At 32.9% G+C, this 25,546-nt stretch carries 19 protein-coding genes and 1 other RNA gene; 1 reads left to right on the forward strand and 19 read right to left on the reverse strand.

The features are described 5' to 3' along the window. Positions 1-13 precede the first annotated feature (13 nt). From ABDZ69_RS13110 to ABDZ69_RS13180, 15 genes are all read right to left on the reverse strand, one after another. Positions 14-502 carry a TRAP transporter small permease gene (locus ABDZ69_RS13110; RefSeq protein ID WP_343770302.1) on the reverse strand — a complete coding sequence of 163 codons (489 nt, stop codon included), beginning with the start codon at positions 500-502 and terminating at the stop codon, positions 14-16. A gap of 170 nt (positions 503-672) precedes the next feature. Continuing rightward, the gene (locus ABDZ69_RS13115; RefSeq protein WP_343770304.1) at positions 673-1,692 is read right to left on the reverse strand and encodes a C4-dicarboxylate TRAP transporter substrate-binding protein; all 1,020 of its coding nucleotides are present in this window, start codon (positions 1,690-1,692) and stop codon (positions 673-675) included. A gap of 740 nt (positions 1,693-2,432) precedes the next feature. Then, positions 2,433-2,784: a transfer-messenger RNA gene (ssrA, locus tag ABDZ69_RS13120) on the reverse strand. Between the two features lie 259 nt (positions 2,785-3,043). Continuing rightward, positions 3,044-3,514, reverse strand: coding sequence for an SsrA-binding protein SmpB (gene smpB, locus ABDZ69_RS13125; protein ID WP_343770306.1), 471 nt, complete (start codon positions 3,512-3,514; stop codon positions 3,044-3,046). Between the two features lie 120 nt (positions 3,515-3,634). After that, on the reverse strand, positions 3,635-5,851 hold the full coding sequence (gene rnr, locus ABDZ69_RS13130; RefSeq protein ID WP_343770308.1) for a ribonuclease R: 2,217 nt from the start codon (positions 5,849-5,851) through the stop codon (positions 3,635-3,637). Between the two features lie 106 nt (positions 5,852-5,957). Then, entirely contained in the window at positions 5,958-7,979 is a 2,022-nt protein-coding gene (locus ABDZ69_RS13135) for a sodium-translocating pyrophosphatase (protein ID WP_343770310.1), read from the reverse strand. 83 nt (positions 7,980-8,062) lie between these two features. Then, positions 8,063-8,290 (reverse strand): preprotein translocase subunit SecG, encoded by a 228-nt coding sequence (gene secG, locus ABDZ69_RS13140; RefSeq protein ID WP_343770312.1) that lies wholly within the window; start codon positions 8,288-8,290, stop codon positions 8,063-8,065. Positions 8,291-8,471: 181 nt separating this feature from the next. Beyond that, a complete protein-coding gene (gene eno, locus ABDZ69_RS13145; protein ID WP_343770314.1) occupies positions 8,472-9,767 on the reverse strand; it encodes a phosphopyruvate hydratase in 1,296 nt (431 codons plus the stop codon). Between the two features lie 17 nt (positions 9,768-9,784). Next, complete coding sequence (gene gpmI, locus ABDZ69_RS13150; RefSeq protein ID WP_343770316.1) at positions 9,785-11,320, reverse strand: 2,3-bisphosphoglycerate-independent phosphoglycerate mutase; 1,536 nt, start codon at positions 11,318-11,320, stop codon at positions 9,785-9,787. A gap of 3 nt (positions 11,321-11,323) precedes the next feature. After that, positions 11,324-12,079 carry a triose-phosphate isomerase gene (tpiA, locus tag ABDZ69_RS13155; protein WP_343770675.1) on the reverse strand — a complete coding sequence of 252 codons (756 nt, stop codon included), beginning with the start codon at positions 12,077-12,079 and terminating at the stop codon, positions 11,324-11,326. A 16-nt stretch (positions 12,080-12,095) separates the two neighbouring features. Continuing rightward, complete coding sequence (locus ABDZ69_RS13160; RefSeq protein WP_343770318.1) at positions 12,096-13,292, reverse strand: phosphoglycerate kinase; 1,197 nt, start codon at positions 13,290-13,292, stop codon at positions 12,096-12,098. 103 nt (positions 13,293-13,395) lie between these two features. Then, positions 13,396-14,403 (reverse strand): type I glyceraldehyde-3-phosphate dehydrogenase, encoded by a 1,008-nt coding sequence (gene gap / locus ABDZ69_RS13165; RefSeq protein ID WP_343770320.1) that lies wholly within the window; start codon positions 14,401-14,403, stop codon positions 13,396-13,398. 74 nt (positions 14,404-14,477) lie between these two features. Continuing rightward, positions 14,478-15,509 (reverse strand): sugar-binding transcriptional regulator, encoded by a 1,032-nt coding sequence (locus ABDZ69_RS13170; RefSeq protein ID WP_343770322.1) that lies wholly within the window; start codon positions 15,507-15,509, stop codon positions 14,478-14,480. Positions 15,510-15,643: 134 nt separating this feature from the next. After that, on the reverse strand, positions 15,644-17,002 hold the full coding sequence (gene rpoN, locus ABDZ69_RS13175; RefSeq protein WP_343770677.1) for an RNA polymerase factor sigma-54: 1,359 nt from the start codon (positions 17,000-17,002) through the stop codon (positions 15,644-15,646). A 146-nt stretch (positions 17,003-17,148) separates the two neighbouring features. Next, the gene (locus ABDZ69_RS13180; RefSeq protein ID WP_343770324.1) at positions 17,149-18,435 is read right to left on the reverse strand and encodes an L-cysteine desulfidase family protein; all 1,287 of its coding nucleotides are present in this window, start codon (positions 18,433-18,435) and stop codon (positions 17,149-17,151) included. Between the two features lie 254 nt (positions 18,436-18,689). Here ABDZ69_RS13180 and ABDZ69_RS13185 point away from each other — a divergent pair, with 254 nt between their 5' ends. After that, complete coding sequence (locus ABDZ69_RS13185) at positions 18,690-20,423, forward strand: sigma-54-dependent Fis family transcriptional regulator (RefSeq protein WP_343770326.1); 1,734 nt, start codon at positions 18,690-18,692, stop codon at positions 20,421-20,423. Between the two features lie 61 nt (positions 20,424-20,484). On the opposite strand, the gene ABDZ69_RS13190 is transcribed toward ABDZ69_RS13185, so the two are convergent. The 4 genes from ABDZ69_RS13190 to ABDZ69_RS13205 form a co-directional block, all read right to left on the reverse strand. Continuing rightward, positions 20,485-21,672, reverse strand: a complete 1,188-nt coding sequence (locus tag ABDZ69_RS13190; RefSeq protein ID WP_343770328.1) for a dicarboxylate/amino acid:cation symporter — start codon at positions 21,670-21,672, stop codon at positions 20,485-20,487. A gap of 282 nt (positions 21,673-21,954) precedes the next feature. Further along, positions 21,955-22,890 carry an ABC transporter permease gene (locus ABDZ69_RS13195; protein WP_343770330.1) on the reverse strand — a complete coding sequence of 312 codons (936 nt, stop codon included), beginning with the start codon at positions 22,888-22,890 and terminating at the stop codon, positions 21,955-21,957. Beyond that, positions 22,883-23,941, reverse strand: coding sequence for an ABC transporter permease (locus ABDZ69_RS13200; RefSeq protein ID WP_343770331.1), 1,059 nt, complete (start codon positions 23,939-23,941; stop codon positions 22,883-22,885). Before ABDZ69_RS13200 ends, ABDZ69_RS13195 begins: the two co-directional genes overlap by 8 nt. Beyond that, entirely contained in the window at positions 23,934-25,469 is a 1,536-nt protein-coding gene (locus tag ABDZ69_RS13205) for an ABC transporter ATP-binding protein (RefSeq protein ID WP_343770332.1), read from the reverse strand. Before ABDZ69_RS13205 ends, ABDZ69_RS13200 begins: the two co-directional genes overlap by 8 nt. Between the last annotated feature and the right edge of the window lie 77 nt (positions 25,470-25,546).

The raw sequence follows: 25,546 nt of genomic DNA on the forward strand, positions 1-25,546 counted from the left end.
TTATTATCCCCCCCTAATTTTCAATATTTTCTTTTAAAAATATCTTCTTAAAGCTTTGTACAGAAAAATAACTTGAATATAAGGTAACAAGTGTAAAAGCCACTAATATAGATGTATATATATATTTGTAGGATATCTCTAATGCTGCAGTAATCTTGGTTGAACCTAATACATATTTACAGCTAAAGTAAAGCATAGCACTAGACAAAATAGTTACAATCAAGGAAGTGAAGAATTCCAACACAACTCTTCCCTTTTTAGGTAGCAGTTTTACTAAAAACTCTACACCTATTAAATCATTAGTTTTATAGGCACTGGCAAATCCTAAAAATATAGTCCATACAAAACAACTTACAGCAATTTCTTCTGACCAGTGAAAGGTAAACCTTAAAAAATACCTGGTGAACACGTTCATGATTACTATAACTGTAGTTAAGGATAAAAAAATACTCCCTATATAAAGCTCAAAATCTTTTCCAAATCCCTTTAAAAACTTTCTCATTTTTACCTCCCCTAAGATTAACACCTACAGGCCGTCGCCTGGGGTTGAGTTCTTTCTTTAAAACACTTTTATATGATTACTCTTGAAAATTTTTCTTCTTCTGCCCTGGTAAGAAGTAAAGGTTATATTGTGTAAAGTTGAAAGGAGACTGACTCCTTCCAACTTCTAAGTTACTTCTTCTTTATCTTGTCTAGCTCTTTCACTATTTCGTCATAGATACCTGGAGTCCATTTATCAAACTTAGTATATACTGGAGCAGCCGCTTTAAGGAAAGCGTCAGCATCTACTGTGTTGAAATTTACACCTAGTTCTTTTAACTTAGTTTCATAATCCTTTTCAAGCTTAATAGTTTCAGCTAAGTTGTCTTCCATACCCTTTTGGAACTCCTCTGTTAAAATAGTTTGTTGTTCTTTACTTAGCTTGTCCCAAACTTTAGGTGAAATTACAACAGCAGAAACTCCTAGTAAGTGGTTTGTTATAGAGTATTCCTTAACATTTTCGTATTGTTTAGTTCCATAATAAGTCATTATTGAACCTTCTACTCCATCTATAACACCTTGCTGAAGTGCTGCATAGGTATCTGGATAAGGCATAGCAATAGGGTTACCACCCATAGCTTCTATAGTATAGGTGTATAATTGGCTGGTTGGGACTCTTATATTTAATCCTTTCATATCAGCTGGAGACTTTATTGGCTTTTTAGTCATCATACTTCTAAAGCCAAATACCCAGTCCAGAGAAATTACTTTTATACCTTTTTCCTCTGCTTGTTTATTCAGATTTTGAACTAACGGAGTTTTCATCATAGCAAAATATTCATCAAATGTTTGATATAAAAATGGTCCAGTTACAGCATTATAGTCTGGCACATAATCTCCTAAGAAGTTTACACCATCTACTAGTATCCAATCAGAACCTTGTACAACTTGTTCCATACCGTCTTTACCTATTGGCAATATACCACCTGTAAATAATTGTAATTCTAGTGAGCCATTACTTCTTTTATTCACGGCTTCAACTACCTTTTTCAATGATATAGCTGTTTGCTCATCATCAACAAATTTTGTACTAACTTTAATGACTTTCTTTTCCACCTTAGCAGGCGCATCAGTACCAGTTGATTTACTACCGCATGCTACTATGGACAAAGTCATAACTAGCACTAGTAAAACTGATAAAAACTTTTTCATGAGACTTCCCCCTTTATTTTTACTATATATTTTAAATATCCACTAACATATTATAATCTGACTTTTCACTTAAAAATCCAAGCAAATTATTGATAGTGTCAATTTAAAAAACCTTTTAACTAGGGCTTTATACAGCCCAATAAATCCATTTAGAATCTCCTCATTATCTCTTTTAGACAATCCACAATAATCCATTAATCGTTTTAATGAAAAATGGTACAAAAAAACAACAATCAAACATCACATATTAAAAACGTGTTATTTGTTGTTGACACTCCAGTTCTCCTGTCACAACTATTATTTTTTTAATTTAACTACTCAAACTTCTAAATATTTTATGTTAATTGTATGTTAATTAATTTCCTCATTAATATATTACCATGTTTTACATATATTGTAAAGGATTTCTATGTACAATATTTAATATAGCAATCATTTTTGTTGTATTGTTCAACTGAAAAATTCCCATGATTTCAATGCTCATAACAGTTAAATCTCCCTGACCATTTTTTGTTGTAAAAATAGGCTCCTCATATCTTAAGCAGTAATAAATATACCCTTATCTTATATTAGAGGACAAAAAGAAAAGAGCTGAATTAATTATTAATGAGTATAAAAAAGTAACTCCTAGAAATGGTAGATACTCTAAAGAAATGTTAAAAGCTAAAAATGACTTTTACGAAAAGTTTATAAACATAAGGTAAAAGCCGCATGCAATTTCTTGCATACGGCTTTTTTCTTGGTGGAGGCGAGGGGAATCGAACCCCTGTCCGAAAGCAGCAACCCCTGAGCATCTCCGAGTGCAGTCCTTATTTTAACATTCCCTCTACCAGACGCCTAAGGACAGGCTTCTAGTTTCAGTAGCTTCATAATTTCCGTTCCTAGGTCAAAGCTTTGCTAGGCTCGGTACCCCACTGTCGACGCCAGACCCTAAGTCGTGGGACTCTTAGGCTGACGAGCTGCTAACTAGGCAGCTAATGCAAAATTATCGTTTGCGTTTACATTTAAATCCCAGTTTTTTAACGCGGGCCCAGGACCCCTCGACTCGCTTCCCAGAGGCAACTTACCCCCGTCGAAACCATGTACGCCCCCATGTTAAAAATTTTCTATAAACTTCGCATTACGTCGTTATAAAGCTCTCTGCGGTACTCATTTACCGTAGTAAACTCCGCTCCTCGTTCACTTTATGCCTAGTACTGCTCGTTTCTAGTAATTTTATTATAATATGAGATAAACTACAATTTGCATTTCTGTTATATTAAATTTACATCGTCTTGATGACAATATAATAATATATCAATTTAAACTATTTATCAATAGTAATTATTAGCTTACTTGCTAAACTTAAGGACTAATATCTACTTCTTTCCTTTAACTGTCTTTCAATATCACGCTTTGCTGCCTTTTCTAGCATATCATCTCTCTTATCATATAGCTTTTTACCTTTAGCTACTGCTAAGCTAACCTTTACTCTGCCGTTCTTAAGATAAAGAGATAAAGGAACTAAAGTATATCCTTGTTGGGCTGTAAAGCCTGCTAGTTTATATATTTCACTTTTATGAAGTAATAATCTTCTTTCTCTTAAAGGATCTTTATTAAAAATATTACCTTGCTCATAGGGACTTACATGCATATTACATATATATATTTCCCCATTTTTTATATCTGCATAACTATCCTTTAAGTTGGCTTTTCCACCTCTTATGGATTTTACTTCTGTGCCAACCAATTCTATACCAGCTTCATAAACTTCTTCTATGAAGTAGTCATGTCTTGCTTTTCTATTTTCAGCTAAAGTTTTATTTTTTGATTCCTTCCCCATAGAAACACCTGCTTTATCATATAATTAGTAGTATTTTATTATAACACATTATAATAAAAATTTCAAAGGTAGGAAGAAATTCCCCTAGAGGAATCCCCTCCTAAACTAATACGCTAAAAACTATTGTTCCGAGCTTCTATAACCTGATATAGGAATAGTTATTTCCATCTCTCCCTCTTCTAGGTTTCTTTCCTCAGAGGTTTTTTCTTCACTGTCTTCAACCTCTTCTTCTAAGAATTCGAAGTAAATTTCATGAGTATTTAAATCAACTTTATCAACTCTAATTTTCACTTCATCGCCAAGCCTATATATCTTTTTACTTTTTTCTCCAATAAGGCAAATATGCTTTTCATCATATATATAGTAATCATCTGACAATGCACTTATATGAACTAGCCCTTCTATGGTGTTAGGTAATTCTATGAATAATCCAAAAGAAGTTACTGAAGAAATTATACCATCATATACTTCTCCTATTCTTTCACTCATGTACTCAGCTTTCTTTAAATCATCAACTTCTCTTTCCACTTCGTCTGCAAGTCTTTCCATATCTGAAGATTGAAGAGATGCATACTCTACTTCCGAAACTAATTTTTGCATTCTCTTTTCATTCATTTTTCCATTTATAAATTCTTTTATTATTCTATGAATTATTAAGTCTGGATATCTTCTGATTGGGGATGTAAAGTGACAATAATATCTTGCTGCCAATCCAAAGTGCCCTACGCATTCTGGTGAATATCTAGCCTTTTGCAGTGAACGAAGTAGCAATGTATTAACTACAGTTTCTTCCTTTTTACCCCTAGCCTTTTCTACTATTTGTTGAAGAGATTTAGGATGAATTTCTTTAGTTAATTTAAGCACATATCCTAAGTTATGAACAAACTCGTTGAAATGGTTTAGTTTTTCTAAATCTGGCTCCTCATGAACTCTATATACAAAAGGTGCATTTGCCCAGAACATATGCTCAGCTACAGTTTCATTACAAACCAGCATGAACTCTTCAATTATTCTATTGGCAACAGCTCTTTCATAAGGTTTTATATCAACAGGTTTACCTAGCTCATTTAATATTATTTTACATTCTTCAAAATCAAAGTCTATGGCACCTCTATGTATTCTCTTTTTATAAAGAATTTCATATAGCTCTTCCATAGCCTTAAATTCACCTAAGAGATAATCATATCTTTTCATTAATTCTTCGTCCTTATCTCTTAGTATTTTAGTTACATCTGTATAGGTCATTCTCTCGCTAGTTTTTATTACGCTCTCCACAATCTCATAATCTACTACCTTACCATCGTGGTTTATTTCCATAAAACAAGTAAGGGTTAATCTATCCACTCTAGGATTTAAGCTACATATTCCGTTGGAAAGCTTTTTAGGAAGCATTGGGACAACTCTATCAATTAAATAAACTGAAGTCCCCCTCTTTAAGGCTTCCTTATCCAATGGGTTTTTCTCTTTAACATAATGAGATACGTCTGCTATATGCACACCTAGATAGTAGTTTCCATTAGCTAGCTTTTCTATAGATATTGCATCATCCAAATCCTTAGCATCTTCACCATCTATCGTTACTATTTTCAGATTTCTCAAATCCGTTCTTTTTTCGTATTCTTCTTCCTTAATTTCTTCAGGAATACCCTCTGCATAACTTTCAACCTTTGCTGGAAACTCTTCAGGTAGTTTATACTTCTTCATAATAGTTAAAATATCTAAACCTTTATCACCTTTGTTTCCTAGAACTTCAACAATTTTTCCTTCGGGGTTTCTTCTTCCATCTGGCCATTTTGTTATTTCTACAATAACTACTTGGCCTGATTTTACACCTTTTGCATCTCCCTTAGATACGAATACATCTTGATATATTCTTTTTTCTTCTGGAACTACAAATCCAAAATTTTTGCTATCCTCATAAATTCCTATTATAGTTTTATTAGCTCTATCTAATATTCTAATTATTTCCCCTTCACACTTTTTGCCTTCATTTTCTTCTCTCAATATTTTAACAACTACTCTATCGCCATGCATAGCTCCGTTCATATTAGATATAGGAATGAATATATCTGGTCTTTCTGTTTCCGCAATCAAAAATCCAAAACCCTTTTGATGTCCTTGGAGTTTACCTACTACAAGCCCCATTCTTTCTGGCACTCCATAGTGCTCAGTACGAGTTTTTATTATGATTCCATCCTTCTCCATAAAGTTTAACACCTTAAGGAAATCTTGAAATTCATCTGCCTTTATTTTAAAAGCTTTCGACAGTTCAGATGCATTCATTGGTTTATAAGCTTGTTCTTTCATAAATTCAATTATTTTATCTTGTATATTCATTTTTACACCTCCTATTTATATTTAGTTTAAGTTATATGTATGAAAATTATTCAACTTAGAAAATTAGGACTCATCATTACGATGAGTCCTATCAGTTAGTTTTATTTTATTTAAGTATATTTAATAATATTCCACCGTATTGAACAATAACTGGTGCGAATACAAGGGAAACAATAGTCATAAGCTTTATAAGGATGTTCATTGATGGTCCTGATGTATCCTTGAATGGGTCACCAACTGTATCACCAACTACTGCAGCTTTATGAGCATAGCTTCCTTTTCCACCGTGAGTACCACCTTCAATGTACTTCTTAGCGTTATCCCAAGCTCCACCAGCATTGGACATAAATATAGCAACTAAAACTCCAGTAACAACAGCCCCACCTATAAGTCCTCCAAGAGCTTCTTTACCTAAAAGTAACCCTATTAAAAGAGGCACTACTATAGCTAAAACCCCAGGAAGAACCATTTCCTTAATAGCTGCTGCTGTAGAAATATCTACACATTTCTTATAGTCAGGCTTTCCTGTTCCTTCCATAAGACCTGGTATTTCCTTAAACTGTCTTCTAACTTCTTCGATCATTTCATTTGCTGCCTTACCAACGGATTCCATAGTTAAAGCACCAAATAGGAATGGTAACATACCACCTATAAATACACCAACTAATGTAATTGGATTTAATATATCTATAGATTTCATATCAACTGCTTGTGCATAGGATGCAAATAATCCTAACGCAGTAAGTGCTGCTGAACCTATAGCGAAACCTTTACCAATAGCTGCTGTTGTATTTCCAACAGCGTCAAGTTTATCAGTAACCTGTCTTACTTCCTTTGGAAGTCCTGCCATTTCAGCAATACCACCAGCATTATCTGATATTGGTCCGTAAGCATCAACTGCAACTGTAATTCCTGTAGTTGAAAGCATACCTACTGCTGATAGAGCTATACCGTAAAGTCCCATAGAAACGTTAGAAGCTCCATCCATTACGAAGAAAGCAACAATTACACCAACACAAATTAAAACAATTGGCCATAATGTTGAATACATACCAACTGCAAGCCCTGAAATAACAGTTGTTGCAGGTCCTGTTTCAGATTGATTTGCAATCTTCTTAACTGAATCATATTCATCTGAAGTATACATTTCAGTAATTTTACCTATTGCCATACCAACTACTAATCCAGCTGCTATAGCAAAGAATGCTTTTAAATTTCCAAATATTACATTACTTAATATGGCAGCAGCAATAATAACAATAACTCCGCCCATATATGTACCAGAGTTTAAAGCTTTTTGTGGATTTTCTGATTTACTATTTCTTGCAAACATAACACCGATTATTGATGCAATTATTCCTATTGCTGAAAGTAAGAAAGGATACATAATTCCTTCTTTGTTTGCAAAAATAACAGATCCTAAAGTTAAAGCTGATATTATAGCTCCAACATAAGATTCAAAAAGGTCAGCTCCCATACCAGCAACGTCACCAACGTTATCACCAACGTTATCTGCTATAACTGCTGGATTTCTTGGGTCATCTTCTGGTATTCCTGCTTCTACCTTACCAACTAGGTCAGCTCCAACGTCCGCAGCTTTAGTATAAATACCTCCGCCTACACGTGCAAATAAAGCTATTGAGCTGGCTCCAAGTCCAAATCCTGTTATAAACTCAATATTTCCACCAAAAACGTAATAAGCAACTCCTAATCCAACGATACCTAAACCAACAACGGACAATCCCATAACTGCTCCACCTGAGAAAGCAATTTTTAATGCTTTGCTTTGACCGTGTTTTGCAGCCTCTGCTGTTCTTACGTTAGCCTTTGTAGCTACGTTCATTCCAAAGTATCCAGCAAGTATTGAGAATAATGCTCCAAATATAAAGCATACTGATGTTTGCCAGCTTACTAGGAATCCTAATACCGCAGCAACTACTGCAACGAATATTCCTAAATATTTATATTCAGTATTTAAGAAAGCCATAGCTCCGTCATGGATATGACCAGCTATTTCAGCCATCTTTCCATCTCCAGCGCTTTCTTTTGCGATAGAACTACTTAATACAAATGCAAATATAAGTGCTAATAGTCCTGCCAAAACAGTGTAAATTAAATAAGCGTTCATGTTGATCCCCCTACTATAAGATTTTATTATGTATATAAATTTTATATAAAAATATATAAAAATATATAAATATTAACTACTAGTTACACTAAATTAAGTGCTAAAGTTATTGCACCTAATAATAATGCACATACCACGGTTAATTTTGACATTGCAGACTCAAAAGTTCTGCTCTTATTCTTTGAATAAAAACTCTCGCTAGTCCCACCTGTCATTAAGTTAAAACCAGAAGTTTTAGCTGGTTGAGCAAGAATTGAACCAATTAAAACGAAACATACTATTATCTGCATAGATATTAAAAAAGTTTTCATTATCAAAACCTCCAAATTTATAATCCACCATATTAGTTTTTCAACACATTATATTTTAACACAAGTTTTCTTATAGAACAACGAATTTGTGAATTATATAGTAAAGTTTTTATTAAACCTAAGGAGAAGTGCATTTTTTGTATTATTGACACTTCTCCATAAATATATAACAGTTTATTTATTATTTTTTAATATTATAGAAAGTATTCATTCCTCTATACTCAGCTGCATCTCCTAATTCTTGCTCAATTCTTAATAATTGATTGTACTTAGCAACTCTTTCACTTCTAGCAGGTGCCCCTGTTTTTATTTGTCCTGCGTTAACTGCTACAACTAAATCAGCTATAGTTGTATCTTCAGTTTCTCCTGATCTATGAGAAACAACTGCAGTATATCCTGCTCTTTCTGCCATTTCTATAGCATTCAAAGTTTCTGTTAATGTTCCTATTTGATTTAATTTTATAAGTATTGAGTTAGCAACTTTTCTTTCAATACCCATTTTTAATCTATCAGTGTTAGTAACAAATAAGTCGTCTCCAACTATTTGAATTTTGCTTCCAAGTCTGTCAGTCATTAGCTTCCAGCCTTCCCAATCTTCTTCTGCCATACCATCTTCTATGGAGATTATTGGATACTTTTCTACTAAGTTAGCATAGTACTCTACCATCTCTGCAGGAGTTAGTACTTTTCCTTCTCCTTCTAAATGATATTTTCCATCTTTAAATATTTCTGATGATGCTGGGTCAAGAGCTATAAATATTTCTTTTCCTGGTGTGTAGCCAGCTTTTTCTATAGCTTCAACAATAACTTGAATAGCTTCTTCATTAGAGCTTAAGTTTGGTGCAAAACCGCCTTCATCACCTACGCCTGTGTCATAGCCTTTAGACTTTAGAAGAGATTTTAAAGTATGATATACTTCTGCGCTCATTCTTAAAGCTTCACTAAAACTTGGCGCTCCTACTGGCATAATCATAAATTCTTGAAGGTCTACGTTATTGTCTGCGTGTTTTCCTCCATTTATTATGTTCATCATTGGTAGTGGAAGAACCTTTGCATTTACTCCTCCTATGTATTGATATAGGCTTAATCCTAAAGCCTCAGCTGCTGCTCTTGCACATGCAAGGGATACTCCCAGCATAGCATTGGCCCCAAGTTTTCCTTTATTATCAGTTCCATCAAGAGCTATCATAGTTTTGTCTATTATAACTTGGTCAAAAACATTTAATCCTATTAACTCTGAAGCTATTAAAGTGTTAACATTATCAACAGCCTTTAATACACCCTTACCATTATATTTTGCTTTGTCCCCATCTCTTAATTCTACCGCTTCAAATATTCCAGTGGATGCCCCTGATGGTACCGCTGCTCTTCCTACTGTTCCATCTTCTAATACTACATCTACTTCAATTGTTGGAAAGCATCTTGAATCCAACACCTGTCTTCCTACAACATCAACAATTTCCAAATAATTTCTCATTATAAAATCCTCCTTTATTATTTGCCTATAAGGCTTTTTCCTGTCATTTCCTTTGGAACTTCTAGTCCCATTTCATTTAATATAGTTGGAGCAATATCTGCTAGTATTCCTCCGTATCTTAATCCCTTTTCTTTAGAGTGGTTACTAATATATATAAATGGCACCTCATTTGTAGTATGAGCAGTCATTGGCTGTCCTGTAGAGAAATCTATCATTTGCTCTGAGTTTCCATGGTCTGCAGTTAAGAAAACTGTACCATTCTTTTCTAGTATTTTATTCACTATTTTTCCCATACAAATATCTACCGTTTCTACAGCAGTTTTTGCCGCTTCAAAGACCCCTGTATGACCTACCATATCTGGGTTAGCAAAGTTTAATATAATTAAGCTGTATTCATCTTTGTCAATTCTTTTTAAAACTTCTTCTGTTACTTCGTAAGCACTCATCTCTGGCTTTAAATCATAAGTTGCCACCTTTGGAGAAGGTATTAATGCTCTATCTTCTCCTTCATTAGCCTTTTCTATTCCTCCGTTAAAGAAGAAGGTAACATGAGCATATTTTTCCGTTTCAGCTATTCTAAGCTGCTTGAGTCCTAAGCTACTTACATATTCCCCTAAGGTATTTGAATATGTCTCTGGCTCATAGGCAACCTTAACATTTTCTATGGTTACATCGTATTGTGTCATGGTAACAAAGTTTAAATTTAAACTTTCCCTTTTGAATCCATCAAAAACTCTGTCATTTATAGCTCTAGTTAATTGTCTTCCCCTATCCGGCCTAAAGTTAAAGAATATAACTGAATCTCCATTTTTTATAGTAGCAACAGGTCTTTCATCCCTTACAATCACCGTAGGTAAAACAAATTCATCCGTTTTATTGTCATTATAAGACAGGTCTACAGCTTCCACGGCGAAATTAGCTTTTTCTCCTTCTCCTAACACTATAGCATTATAAGCTAAGTTAGTTCTTTCCCATCTCTTATCTCTATCCATAGCATAATATCTACCGGATATTGTAGCTACTTCTCCAACACCTACTTCTTTCATAAAGTTTTCTATATCTAGTATATATTCCTTTGCAGAAGATGGCGGAACATCTCTTCCATCTAAAAACCCATGAAGGTATACCTTATTTAAGCCCTTTTTCTTAGCTAAGGTTAAAAGAGCTTTTACATGGTATATGTGTGAATGAACTCCACCGTCGGAAAGTAGTCCTAAAAGATGAAGAGCGCCATTACTTTCTAAGGCTTTATCCATGGCTTCATTTATAGCTTTATTTTCGTAAAAATCACCGTCATCTATAGCTTTAGTAATTCTAGTTAATTCTTGATATATAATCCTACCTGCTCCAATATTTAAGTGCCCTACTTCTGAGTTTCCCATTTGTCCCTCTGGAAGCCCCACACTCAAAGCACTTGCTTTTAAATGAGTATTAGGATAATTATTAACTATGCTATCGTAGTTTGGCTTGTTAGCAGCTAAAATAGCATTACCGTCTACCTTATTGCTTATACCAAATCCGTCTAAAATCATTAGCATTACTGGCTTAACCATATTTTACCCCCTGTTGTAGTTTACAATGGCTCCAAATTCTTCTGCCTTTAGACTTGCTCCTCCAACTAAAGCTCCATCAATATGAGGCATTGACATTTGCTCTTTAATAGTAGAAGGTTTAACTGAACCACCATACTGTATTCTTACTTTTTCACTAACTTCTTTTCCATATAAGCTTTCTATTATACTTCTAATGTAGCCTATAGTTTCATTTGCTTCTTCTGAAGTGGCAGTTTTACCAGTACCTATTGCCCAAATAGGCTCATAGGCAATAACTAAAGCTTCTACTTCTTTTTCTATTAAACCTAATAAAGCAAGCTTCATTTGACTTCCTATAACTTCCTTGGTTATTCCGCTTTCTTTTTCTTCTAAGCTTTCACCAACACAAAGAATTGGCATTATATCATGCTTTAAAGCTGCTTTTATTTTTTTATTTACAATTTCATCTGTTTCATTAAAATATTGTCTTCTTTCACTATGTCCAATAATAACATAATCTACCCCTAGGGACTTAAGCATACCTGGGGATATCTCTCCCGTGAAAGCTCCCTTTTCTTCAAAATATATATTTTGAGCGCCAAGTTTTATATTTGACCCTATTATAGTCTTTTTAACTTCTGAAAGACAAACAAAGGTTGGACAAACCACTACTTCACAATGGGCACCTTCCACTAAAGGCTTTAATTCCTCTACTAGTTTAACCGCTTCTTCAATAGTATTATGCATCTTCCAGTTACCTGCTATTATAGCTTTACGCAATTCAAAATCCCCCTCTTTACTTATCATTCAAAGCTGCAATTCCTGGCAATTCTATTCCTTCTAAGAACTCCAAGGAAGCTCCTCCGCCTGTGGATATATGAGTCATTTCCTCTCCAAATCCTAACTGATTAACAGCTGCAGCACTGTCTCCTCCACCTATAACTGTAGTAGCTTCTGATTCTGCCATTGCCTTTGCCACTTCAATTGTTCCACTAGCAAAATTATCAAATTCAAATACTCCCATTGGTCCATTCCAAATTACAGTTTTAGCTTTTTTAACTTCTTCAGCATAAATTGTAGCTGTTTTTGGTCCTATGTCTAATCCCATGTAGCCTTCTTTAATATTTTGGTTTTCTGTTATAATAGGATTAGCATCTGCTGCAAACTTATCAGCAACCACATTATCAATAGGTAAAAGTAATTTTACTCCCTTAGCTTTTGCTTTTTCTATCATTTCTTTAGCATACTCTACCTTATCTTCCTCAACTAATGAGTTTCCAATAGTAAAGCCCTGAGATTTTAAGAATGTGTAACTCATTCCCCCCCCAATAATTAATGTATCTACTTTTTCCAGCAAGTTATTTATAACATTAATCTTATCTGATACCTTTGCTCCTCCTAGTATTGCAACAAAAGGTCTTACTGGGTTTTCAACTGCTTCTCCTAAAAATTTTAATTCCTTTTGAATTAAATATCCACATACTGAAACAGGTAAAAACTCTGTAACCCCTACTGTAGAGCAATGTGCTCTGTGAGCAGTTCCAAAGGCGTCATTTACAAAGATATCTGCAAGAGATGCTAATTCTTTAGAAAAGTTTTCTTCATTTTTAGTTTCTTCTTTTCTAAACCTAGTATTCTCTAAAAGAAGTATGTCTCCATCCTTCATTTTTTCCACTGATGCCTTAGCCTTTTCTCCAACTACATTATCATCCGCCGCAAAAACTACTTCTTTTCCTAATAGTTCAGATAACCTTTTAGCTACAGGCGCTAAGGATAATTCAGGTTTTACTTCTCCCTTTGGTTTCCCCATGTGTGAACATAAAATTACTTTCGCACCTTTTCCCATTAAATATTTAATTGTAGGAATAGCTCCTATTAATCTATTTTCATCTGTTATTTTTCCATCCTTTAAAGGCACATTAAAATCGCATCTTACCAAAGCTTTCTTGCCCTTTAACTCTATATCTTCTATGGTATTTTTATTTAAACTCATAATATCACCCTTTCTTTATAATGAATAACGTAAGTAAAAGGGGCTTGCCTTATAGCCCTAACTACAAACAAAACCCCTTTTAGCTAATATTAATTATAAGCTATTATAATCTATCCGCAACGTATTTAGTTAAATCTGCTAATCTTTGTGAGTAACCCCATTCATTATCGTACCAGGAGATAACTTTAACCATTCTTTCTCCTATCTTCATAGTTGAAAGTCCGTCAACTATTGAAGATCTTTCATCTCCTCTGTAATCTATGGAAACTAGCGGTTCTTCACTATATCCTAATATTCCCTTCATATCTGTTTCTGATGCTTTTTTGAAAGCTGCATTTATTTCTTCTACAGAAGCATCCTTTCCTAATGTACAAACTAGGTCCGTTACTGAAACTGTTGGGGTTGGTACCCTTATAGCTAAACCATTTAATTTCCCTTTTAATTGTGGTAAAACTAAAGCCACTGCTTTAGCTGCACCAGTTGTTGTTGGAATCATAGCTTCTGCTGCTGCTCTTGCTCTTCTTAAATCTTTGTGTGGAGCATCTAAAATCTGTTGGTCATTTGTATAGGAGTGAATTGTTGTCATAAGTCCTTCTACTATACCAAATTCTCTATCTAAAACCTTAGCAAATGGTGCTAAGCAGTTAGTTGTACAAGATGCATTAGATATAATATTATGCTCTGCTGGATTGTATTTTTCTTCATTAACCCCTAAAACTATAGTGATATCTTCATCTTTAGCTGGTGCTGATATAATTACCTTTTTAACTCCTGCTTCAATATGTGCCTTAGCCTTATCTGCATTAGTAAATAATCCTGTACACTCTAATACTATATCAGCTCCTAATTCTCCCCATGGTATGTTTTTAGGATCTCTTTCTGCGTATATTCTAATTTCTTTTCCATTTACTATTATTGAATTTTCTGTAGCTTCTACCGTTCCATCAAATTTTCCATAAAGTGAGTCATATTTTAATAAATGCTTCAATGTAGATGGAACTGTTAAATCATTAATCCCAACTACTTCTAATTCTCCATTGTATTTTTTCACTAAAGCCTTAAATACATTTCTACCTATTCTTCCAAAACCATTAATACCAACTTTAATCATAAAAATACCCTCCTTAATATTGTAAAACTTATATTACCCTTATTAAATTTGGTAATATATTTAAATTTACTAATTTAATTTTCATTAAAAAGTCTTACCATTTTCCTTGCAGCACCTTCATCGGTTATCAAAATTCCATTTTTATTATTTAATTCAGTGGCAATTATAGCTTCAGCCTTGCTTTCTCCACCCGACACTGCAATTATATGTTCAACATTTCCTATATGTTCATTTTTTATTCCCATAGTAGGATTGGAATATACTATTTTTCCTTCTCTATCAAAATAATAACCAAAGGCTTCTCCTACAGCTTTCTTTAAGTTTAACATTTCCATTTCTTCTTCAGATAGCCCTCTTCGTCTAGCCATTTCATCAGCTCTTCCTATGCCATAAATTAATATATTAGCACTATATATTACATCTAAAATATCTTTAACAGACTTTTCTTTAACCATGGCATTTACTGCTTCACTACTTAAGTTATCAGGAACATGCAAAAGCTTGTAATTGCAGTTTAATTTATTAGCAAGATTTGATACTAGAGTGTTAGCTTGAGTTTCTAAATTTCTACCCATACCTCCCCTTGCAGGCACAACAATCATATTATTTAAATTATTAATTTTAGGCATGCTTTCCACTACATCTTTTACTGTAGTTCCTCCAGTTATAGCAATAATACTGCTATCGCTTAAAATACTCTTTAAATAATTTGCAGCAACTTTTCCCAACTCTTTCATTACATTTAAATCTTCATCTAAATTTCCTGGAACTATTATAACATCTCTAATTCCTAGCGCTTGCCGAATTATGTTTTCTAAATCATTTAATCCTTTAGTTTGGTGTATGTAATTCTTAAGCTTATCTATAACTTCTTCTCCCTGAGGCGTAATTACCATTCCTGGAAGAGTTATCTCTATAAAGTTTTGTTCTTTTAAAAAATTGATTTCTGTTCTAACAATTCTTTCACTTAACTCTAAGTTTCTAGAAAGCATTCTTCTTCCAATAGGTTGACTGTAATAAATATTTCTTAATATATTATACCTTTTTTCCATTAATTCTATCATCTCAGGTATAATTTTCTGCTGTATTTTTAATACTTCTTCCAATCGAAGCACCTCACTGGTCAATATTTGTCCCGCTAATTATTTTTTAGTCCCACTTATATTATAAACCAATTCTATAAATTTTCCAATAGAAAATATTAATTAAAAATAAAATTTAAATAGAGAAAGAGAGACAATTAATATCTCTTTCTCCCTTTAGAAGATTTTATTCCTAATTCTTCTCTGTATTTTGCCACAGTCCTTCTAGAAATATTCACGCCTTTTTCCTTTAGCATATCCGCTATAGCTTGGTCAGATAGGGGGCTTCTTTTATCTTCTTCATTAATCAATTTTTCTATTTTATTCTTAGCTTCTACTGTAGAAAAACAATCCTCTATTCCTTTAAACGAAAGACCTGTTGTGAATAAATCCTTTATCTTCAAAGTTCCTTTATCCGTGTAAATATATTTATCTCTAATGGCTCTACTAACTGTAGATTCATGTATTTCTAAACTATCTGCAATTTCTTTTAAAGTCATTGGCTTTAAATATTTTTCTCCATGTTCAAAATAGTCCTTTTGAATTTGAAGAATTTTTTCCAAAACTTTATATATAGTACTCTTTCTTTGTTCTATGCTTTTTATCAAAAAAGTAGCACTATCTAGTCTACTTTTTACATATTCAATAGCTTTCTTATCTTCATCTTTATTCAAAATGCCCTTATACAAGTTATTTATAGAAAGCCTCGGTGCTAATTCTTCGTTCATTACTATATGGTGTTCACCATCTATTTTTCTTATATAAGCATCAGGCATAATATATTTTACTTCTTCTCCTGTATAAAACCCACTAGAAGGCTTAGGTTGAAGGGTCTTTATAAAATCTCCATAACCTTGAGCCTTTTTTACATCTATATTTAATGTCTTAGCAATAACATTATATTTATTTTCTGCTATATCCTCTAAGTGACTATTGATGATTTCATGTAATATAGAATCATTTAACCCTTTTTTGTAACACTGTATTTGCAGACATTCTTTTAAATCCCTAGCTCCAATTCCATCTGGTTCTAAGCTTTGAATAACTTCTAAAGCATCTTCTGCAAGTTCTAATGATATTTTAAGAGTTTTTGCCACACTCTCTAAGCTTTCACCTAAATATCCTCTCTCATCAATGCCTTCTATAATGTATCCGCATACTAATTTAATGCAATCCTTTTCATTTAAATATCTAACCTGCTCTATTAAATGCTCTTTCAGTGATTTCTTCTCGCTAATGAACATAAAAGGAGAAACTTCTTCATCCTCACTTTTATAATTAACACGATTATCATAACTATCAAATTCTAAATGCTTTATAAATTTTTTATAATCTATTTCACTAGCCTTTTCACCATTATTGCTGTACTTAGCTTCCAAAAGAGGGTTTTCCTGAATTTCCTTTTCCACAAGCTTTTGTAGCTCATAAGAAGATAACTGTAATATCCTCACAGAAAGTTGCATTTGTGGTGTCATTATTAACTTTTGTTCTTGGGAAACTGTTAAATTAAAATCCATATTCATATAATCACCACCCCTTCATCAAAATATATTATAGCACCTTACTTTACTTTAGTACAGTAATGGTCAAAGTAAAATATATGAATAACGGCCTCCTGCGTAATATTTGCTGGCGGCCGTTTTTATTATTTAAAACTCTTCACTTACACACACTTATTAAGCATTACTTCAAGTATAACATTATCCGTGTTATTCATTCCTTCTACAGATACTTTACCAAGGTTTTTAATTGTTTCTTCTGCACTGTCTGTTAATATTCCATTATCTGATGGTATAAATAAATTATTCAATGCTAATTTTGCAGCTTCCATTGCCGATGCTACGGATATAGATAATTTGTAGGAGCACCCTATTTTGGCTCCATCACATATCATACCTGTTAATCCAGCTATCATATTTTTAATAGAACCTTTAATTTGTTCACGATTTCCTCCCATTAAATAAGTAAGACCTGCTGCACAACCTACTCCTGCGGCTACACCACAACCACAAACTGCCGATAATGCGCCTGTATGGACTTTTACATAGGCTGTTATTAAATGGCTTAAGGTCACTGCTCTCACTATGAGTTCTTTATCTAATCCCTTTTCATCTCCAAAAATTGAAATAGGCAATATTGTAACTAAACCATGGTTTCCAGAACCCGCACTACTCATTACCGGAAGTGGATATCCTGACATTCTAGCTTCTGACGCTGCAGCCGTTAAAGCCTTTGCAAGGGACTCTAAGTCTTTAGCTTCTTTTTTCAATAATCTTCCCATTCCTATGCCCAAATCTTCATTAGCACCTATGAAAGCCATTCTCATATTCATATCTATACCTTCATTGATAAATATGATATCTTCATAATCTACAGTATCTGCAAAATCTATTAATTGATTAATTGTAAATTCCTTTATTCTATGCTTTATCTCAATATTGTTATTTTTTACTTCCTGCGTATCCTTCCCCTTTATATTATCTGACTTAAGTTGCTTTCCATTCTTCTCTTCACTAATTATATTTAAATGATTATCCTTAATTACTACAGTAGCTTCTCCTTCTTCTCCTTTAGCAATAATTTTTATATATAACCCACTTATACTCTCTTCTAAATTTATTTTTATGATTTTTTTATCTACTAGCTTATAAGCTTCTTCTATATCTTTATCGGATGAATCCTTTAGCACTTCTAATTTATAATCTGATTTTCCACATATTAAAGCTAGAGCCGCTGCAAATATAATGCCCTTCTCCTTGGTTCCAGGAATACCCACATCCATTCCATTCTTTAAAATATTTCTATCTACCCATATATTTAATTCTTTTACTTCTCCATTTAAAATTTCTTTTGCCCTAGCCACTCCATAAGCTACTGCTCCGGGTTCTGTACATCCTAATGCAGGTGCTACTCCAGCTTTCAAAATTTCTATAATAAGATTATTATCCATATTTCTTTTCCCCCTTAAACTGCTTTTTATTATATAAAGCAAATGTTGTGCCAACGGGTACTCTGTAGTAATTATCATAATTGCCAAATTATAATTTATCATTATTGATAATTATATAGAGAAGCAAACAAAATTAAGTACTATACTTATAGAATTATCAAATTTATTAATAATAAAAATAAATTATCAAATTTGATAATTTAATGGTATCATAAATATAGAATCTTTTGAAATAACACGGGGAGGTTACTTTTATGAATAATATAATAAATGAGCTTCAAAATATAGCTGAAACTATAAAAGCTATAACTAATATTGACGTAACCATAGTTGATAATAATCTTAAGAGAATTGCGGGTACTGGTGTATTTAAAGATAAAATAGGCTATTACGTACCCAAAAATTCAGCTTTTGAAAAATCTCTAACTTCTGGGAGACAATACTTAATAACGGATCCTTCTACTGACGAATTATGTATAGATTGTCATGGACGAGATATTTGCAAAGAAAAATTAGAACTATGCATCCCCATGAAAATTAATAATAAGATTATAGGCATATTAGGTATGTGTATTTTTGACGATAAGACAAAAGAAGAATTTATCAATAAACAGGAGGACTTTAAAACTTTTGAGAGCAGATTAAGTAGCTTAATCTCCACAAGAATAAATGAAGAAAAACTAGGAATCATCGTTGAATATCGTTCTTCTGAGCTCATGACTTTAATTAATTCCTTAAACGAAGGCATAATAATACTTAATAATAACAAAATTATATTATCCATTAATAAATATATGAAAGATAGATTAAATATTTCCAATATAACTCAGCACTCTTCAATTTCTGAGATCTTGCCTTCAAAAATAGTAGATACTTTAATTGAAAAAGATTTCAATGGAGAGATAGGCCCACTTAATATAGAAAAGTATAAATTTATAATTAATGCTTCCCCTATTATCGTAAAAAATCGTAAGCAAGGCACCGTATTAGTATTTTCAGATTTTGATAAAATGCAAGAATCTGTATTCAAAGCCCACAAAGTATCGGGAATAGTAACTTTCGATGATATTATTGGGGAAAGTGAAATACTTAAGAGGGTAAAAAGTGAAGCTATACAAATAGCTGAAAGAGATATATCCGTACTTTTACTAGGTGAGAGTGGTACGGGCAAAGAAGTTTTTGCTAAAGCAATTCACTTCTCTAGTCGTAGAAAAAATGAAATTTTTATGCCTATTAATTGTGGTGCTATACCAGAAAATCTTATTGAAAGTGAACTATTTGGATATGAAAAAGGCTCTTTTACAGGAGCAAATATTTCAGGTAAGATAGGTAAGTTTGAAATGGCTAAAGATGGAACTATATTTTTAGATGAAATCGGTGACTTACCACTACACATGCAAGTTAAATTATTAAGGGTACTAGAAGAAAAGGAACTTATGAGGGTAGGAGGTCATGACGCTATTAAAGTTAATCCAAGAATTATCTCTGCAACTCATAAAGACTTACCCAATATGGTGTCAGACAAGAAATTTAGGGAAGATTTATTTTACAGACTTAATGTTGTACCTATAATTATTCCCCCTTTACGCGAAAGAGGATATGATGTTATTCTATTAGCTAAATATTTCTTAGAAAAATACAATGAACTCTATAGTAAAAACATTAAGGGATTCACATTAAATTGCGAAAGAGCCTTGCTCAACTTCTCCTTTCCAGGGAATATTAGGCAGCTAAAAAATCTAATTGAATATGCTGTTAACTTTGAAACTAGCAATTATATTGATACTGAAACTATAAACAAAAAATGGAATAACACTTCTGTTTCTAAAATAGACTTAACACTTCCCGAAATGACTAAGTCCTACGAAAAAAAAGTAATAGCAGACTATATCAACAAATACGGAAATGACTTAGACGGAAAAAAACTTATAGCTCAAAAACTTGGTATAAGCATAGCTACTCTGTATAGAAAAATGGATGAAAGCTAAAAACCTAGAGAAAGCCCTGCAAAATGCCTAACAGCAAATATTGCAGGGCTTTTAAATTAATTTATGCTTTTACACTTTTATGACTTCCTATGTTCTTCTTTTCACATATACCCATAAGCATTAACGCTATAGCTCCATCTCCTGTTACATTGCATGCTGTACCAAAGCTATCTTGTAGTGCAAAAACTGTTAATACTAATGCAACTGCTGAATCACTAAATCCTAATATACCAGTTATTAATCCTAGGGAAGCCATAACTGTTCCACCTGGCACTCCAGGGGCCCCTATAGCAAATATACCTAATAGTATGATAAATTGAATTATTTTTCCTAAAGGCGGCAATGTTCCATATACTACCTGAGAAACTGTCAATACAAAAAATACTTCTGTTAAAACAGATCCGCAAAGATGTATTGTAGAGCATAATGGAATTGCAAAATCTACTATATCGTCACTTAAAACCGATGATTTATGAGCACATTTTAGGGCTACTGGTAAAGTAGCTGCACTGGACATTGTTCCAACAGCTGTTAAATATGCAGGGCCATAGTGTTTTATTACTTCTAGAGGATTTTTCTTTGAAATTGCTCCCCCAATAAAATATAATAATGCAAGCCATATTAAGTGTCCTATTATTACCAATAGAATCACTATCAAAAATACTGGTAACTGTTTTGTTATACTTCCTTCATAAGCTAATCCTGCAAAAGTGGTTGACACGAAAAATGGAAGTATCGGTATTATAACTTTACTAACAATTGATAACATTATTTCTCCAAATTGATCTAAAAGCTTTTCAACTAAATCTGAATTAGTCCAAGCAGTAGCAAGCCCAATCAAAATAGCTGTAACCAATGCAGTCATAACTGACATCACAGGCGGAATATCTAATTTAAATATTATTTTAGGCAATTCCCTCAAGTTATCTACATTACTAGCTATAGATAGCTTAGGGATTATTGCATAACCTGAAATAGCTGAGAAACTTGCGGCTCCTATTGATGAAACATATGCAATTAGAACTGTTATTCCTAACATTTTACTTGCATTTGATCTCATTTTAACTATGGATGGTGCAATAAATCCTATTATTACAAGTGGTATACAATAAAAGATTACTTGTCCTAAAATGTACTTTATGGTTACAATAATACTCATTATAGTTTCTGTAGAAGCTAACCCTACTAATGCTCCTATCACCACTGCCAGTAGTAATTTCACAATTAAATTGTCTTTTAACTTACTCATAACTTCTCCCCCTATTTTAATGATATATTTTATAATTAATAAAATAGCAATTTTCATGCCAATTTATGTAAGTTGATGAACCCTCTAATGTCAATAATTACAATTATTATTGAATGATTTAATTCTCAATAATAATAAAGTTATATTTAACTTTGCACGCTTTTATTCATTTATTCTACAATCATTAACTAATATGATGATTTTTCATTATCAAGAACTATTTATCAAATATGATAACAATAAATAATAAAAAGAGATGCGATTAACGCATCTCTTGTATTATTATCTCTGACCTTTTTCGTATGGCACTCCGTCTGCAGCAGGCGCTTGAGTTTTCCCAACAAAACCTGCAAGAACAAACATAGTCATGATATAAGGGAATGCAGCATAGAATTCCCCTGGAATAGTCCATCCAAATCCCTTAGCAAATAATTGGAATGTCTCTGCAAAAGCGAACAGTATAGATGCCCACATTGCATTAACAGGTTTCCAGTTACCAAATATCATAGCTGCTAAAGCAATAAAACCTCTGCCACTAACCATATTTTCTCTATACAAATTCATTATACCAATGGATAAAGTAGCTCCTCCAAGACCTCCTAAAACTCCAGATAAAATAACACATAAGTATCTTATGCCATATACATTAATTCCCAAAGTGTCAGCAGCCTTAGGATGCTCACCTACTGATCTTATTCTTAAGCCTAATGGTGTTTTATATATTACATAGTGAGAAACGAACACCAAAGCAAAGGCTAAAAATACAAACCAGTTTAATTCTTTCAGAATTGGTCCGAGTACTGGTATTTTCCCCATAAACTCAATAGGATAAGGTACTGAAGCAACAACACTTGTTTGTGAATTTGTTTTGAAAAATTTAACTATTAAATATCCAGTCAATGCAGATGAAAATACATTTATTCCAACCCCGGATATAATCTGATCAGCCTTTAAATTTATGCTTAGATAAGCGTGTAATGCAGCCATAACAGCACCCGCCACCATAGCAAATAATACTCCTATCCAAGGATTCCCTGTAATGAAGGATCCATATACTCCAAAGAAAGCACCTGCAGTCATAATACCTTCTAGGGCTATATTTACAACTCCTGATTTTTCCGAAAAAACTCCACCTAATGTCGCAAATATAAGTGGTGTAGCAAGTCTTAAGGTGGCAGCAATAATTCCAATTAAAGCAATTACCAATGAATTATCCATTTACTAATGCCCCCTTTTTTCTTCTTTCTCCTATAAGTTTAAATACATATTCACCAGCAATGAATAGTACTATTATACCTTGTATTAAATAAACAATTGTCTTTGGTATACCGTAAAGCATTAATGTACCTGAACTGTAATTTAATGCTCCAAATAATATAGCTGAGAATAGTATTCCAAATGGATTACTCTTTGCAACTAAAGCTACCGCTATTCCATCCATACCAAAGTTTGTAAAGCCAAATAATTGAATAGATTGATGCTGAACTCCCATTGTGTGTATAGCTCCACCTATTCCAGCTATAGCACCTGATATTACCATAGCTAATATAATATTTTTCTTTATACTTACTCCACCGTATTCTGCGGAAGTTGGACTAAATCCTACAGCTCTTATTTCATAACCTATAGTTGTTTTCCAAAGAAGGAAATATACTAATCCTGAAAAAGCTATTCCAATGAATATACCAACGCTTAATCTATTATGCTCTCCTAAAAACCTATATAATTCCGCTGATTTTTGTATTAAATGTGTACTAGCGGAACTTGGCTTATGAAAAGGACCCATAACTAAATAGTTAGTAAAATGCTGAGCTACAAAGTTCATCATTATAGTATTAACAACTTCATTAGTTCCAATCTTAGCTTTTAAATATCCTGGTATAAATGCCCAAAACATTCCTGCTAAGGCTCCTGCAATCATAGTTAAAGGTATGTGTATTATAGCTGGTATTCCTGGTATTAAACCAACTAATGTTGCCGCCGTCATACCCATTATAAACTGACCTTCTACCCCAATGTTAAATAAACCAGTTTTAAATGCAACTGCATGAGCCAGACCAGTAAAAATAAGTGGGGTAGCAAATACAAGTGACTCTATTAAATTTATTTTTGTTCCAAAACTTCCCTTCCATATGGAGGTAAATAATAATTCAGAAGCTGCAATAAAGCCAAAACTTTTTGCCCACATAACGAAGAATACCGAAATAAATAAAGCTATAATTATAGATATTATAGATATAGAAAAGCTTTTTATTAAATCCTTATTCATTCTTCTTACCTCCCTTTTCCAAAGTTCCCCCTGCCATTAATATTCCAAGTTTTTGTTCTGTAGCATCTTTAACGTCTAATATATCTACAATTTCACCATCATATATTACAGCTATTCTATCTGACAAAGCCATAACTTCATCTAACTCTAGTGAAACCAAAAGAACTCCTCTTCCCTTATCTCTTTCCTGAATTAATCTTTTATGTATATATTCAATAGCACCTACGTCTAGTCCTCTTGTTGGCTGAGCTGCTATTAACATTTGAGGATCTTTTTCAATTTCTCTTGCTACAATTAATTTTTGTTGATTACCTCCCGATAAAGCAGAAGCTGCTACATCTTCATTTGGAGTTCTAACGTCAAAGTTTTTAATTAACTTTTTAACGTGTTCTCTTATATTTTTATAGTTCATTATAATTCCTTTAGAATAAGGTTCTTTGTAGTGTATTCCCAGTACTGAGTTTTCAAGTAAAGAATATTTAAGTACAAGACCTCTCTTATGTCTATCTTCTGGTATGTGTCCAATGCCCGCTTCTATAATTTCTCTTGTGGTTTTTTCTGTAATATCTTCACCCTTTAAATATACTTTTCCCTCAGTAACTTTTCTTAATCCTACTATGGATTCTATAAGTTCTTTTTGACCGTTTCCATCTACCCCAGCTATTCCTAGGATTTCTCCAGATTTTAATTCTAAACTTATTCCTCTTAAAGCTGGTAATTCTCTATGGTCTAACGCCTTTAAGTTTTCTAATTTTAAAATAACATCTCCTACTTTAGGCTCATTTTTTTCAACTATTAAATTAACTTTTCTTCCAACCATCATTTCAGCTAATTGGTCTATATTAGTTTCCTTTGTATTAACGTTATCTATATACTTTCCTCTTCTTATTATGGTTACTCTATCACTCATACTCATAACTTCTTTTAATTTATGAGTTATTAAAATAATAGATTTTCCTTCTCTAACTAAATTCTTTAGTATGACTCCTAATTCCTGTATCTCCTGTGGTGTTAATACTGCTGTAGGTTCATCTAAAATTAAAATTTCTGCACCTCTATAAAGCGCCTTTAAAATTTCAACCTTTTGCTGTTGACCTACTGTAATATCTTCTATAATTGCCTCTGGATCAATATTAAAACCATATTTGTCTGCTAACTCCTTAGTGTCCTTTTTCGCTCTATCCATATCTATTGAAGTAGAGCTCTTTTTAGGTTCTTTACCTAAGACCATATTTTCTGCTACAGTAAAATTATGAACCAACATGAAATGTTGATGAACCATTCCTATTCCTAATTTTATAGCATCCTTAGGATTTTTTATGTCTGCCTTACTTCCATTGATAAAAATTTCTCCTGATTCTTGTTGGTAAAGTCCGTATAATATATTCATCAATGTGGTCTTTCCTGCACCATTTTCACCTAGAAGAACATGTATTTCTCCTTTGTTTAAATCAAAATCCACATTATCATTAGCTATAGTTCCCGGAAATACCTTGGTTATATTTTTCATTTCTACAACCTTTGTCATTGTAATCCTCCTTTCTGCACACTTTGACATTTATTATTGGTATAAAAAGGCTAGATGCATAAGCATCTAGCCTTGCA

The organism is Clostridium malenominatum (assembly GCF_039521365.1).
Taxonomy (GTDB): Bacteria; Bacillota; Clostridia; order Clostridiales; family Clostridiaceae; genus Clostridium_AW; species Clostridium_AW malenominatum.

Excerpts from the sequence above, each read along its gene's own strand:
- ABDZ69_RS13110 (WP_343770302.1), bottom strand. The coding sequence starts at position 502 with ATGAGAAAGTTTTTAAAGGGATTTGGAAAAGATTTTGAGCTTTATATA.
- ABDZ69_RS13115 (WP_343770304.1), bottom strand. The coding sequence starts at position 1,692 with ATGAAAAAGTTTTTATCAGTTTTACTAGTGCTAGTTATGACTTTGTCC.
- smpB (WP_343770306.1), bottom strand. The coding sequence starts at position 3,514 with ATGGGGAAGGAATCAAAAAATAAAACTTTAGCTGAAAATAGAAAAGCA.
- rnr (WP_343770308.1), bottom strand. The coding sequence starts at position 5,851 with ATGAATATACAAGATAAAATAATTGAATTTATGAAAGAACAAGCTTAT.
- ABDZ69_RS13135 (WP_343770310.1), bottom strand. The coding sequence starts at position 7,979 with ATGAACGCTTATTTAATTTACACTGTTTTGGCAGGACTATTAGCACTT.
- secG (WP_343770312.1), bottom strand. The coding sequence starts at position 8,290 with ATGAAAACTTTTTTAATATCTATGCAGATAATAGTATGTTTCGTTTTA.
- eno (WP_343770314.1), bottom strand. The coding sequence starts at position 9,767 with ATGAGAAATTATTTGGAAATTGTTGATGTTGTAGGAAGACAGGTGTTG.
- gpmI (WP_343770316.1), bottom strand. The coding sequence starts at position 11,320 with ATGGTTAAGCCAGTAATGCTAATGATTTTAGACGGATTTGGTATAAGC.
- ABDZ69_RS13160 (WP_343770318.1), bottom strand. The coding sequence starts at position 13,292 with ATGAGTTTAAATAAAAATACCATAGAAGATATAGAGTTAAAGGGCAAG.
- gap (WP_343770320.1), bottom strand. The coding sequence starts at position 14,403 with ATGATTAAAGTTGGTATTAATGGTTTTGGAAGAATAGGTAGAAATGTA.
- rpoN (WP_343770677.1), bottom strand. The coding sequence starts at position 17,002 with ATGGATTTTAATTTAACAGTTTCCCAAGAACAAAAGTTAATAATGACA.
- ABDZ69_RS13180 (WP_343770324.1), bottom strand. The coding sequence starts at position 18,435 with ATGGATAATAATCTTATTATAGAAATTTTGAAAGCTGGAGTAGCACCT.
- ABDZ69_RS13185 (WP_343770326.1), top strand. The coding sequence starts at position 18,690 with ATGAATAATATAATAAATGAGCTTCAAAATATAGCTGAAACTATAAAA.
- ABDZ69_RS13190 (WP_343770328.1), bottom strand. The coding sequence starts at position 21,672 with ATGAGTAAGTTAAAAGACAATTTAATTGTGAAATTACTACTGGCAGTG.
- ABDZ69_RS13195 (WP_343770330.1), bottom strand. The coding sequence starts at position 22,890 with ATGGATAATTCATTGGTAATTGCTTTAATTGGAATTATTGCTGCCACC.
- ABDZ69_RS13200 (WP_343770331.1), bottom strand. The coding sequence starts at position 23,941 with ATGAATAAGGATTTAATAAAAAGCTTTTCTATATCTATAATATCTATA.
- ABDZ69_RS13205 (WP_343770332.1), bottom strand. The coding sequence starts at position 25,469 with ATGACAAAGGTTGTAGAAATGAAAAATATAACCAAGGTATTTCCGGGA.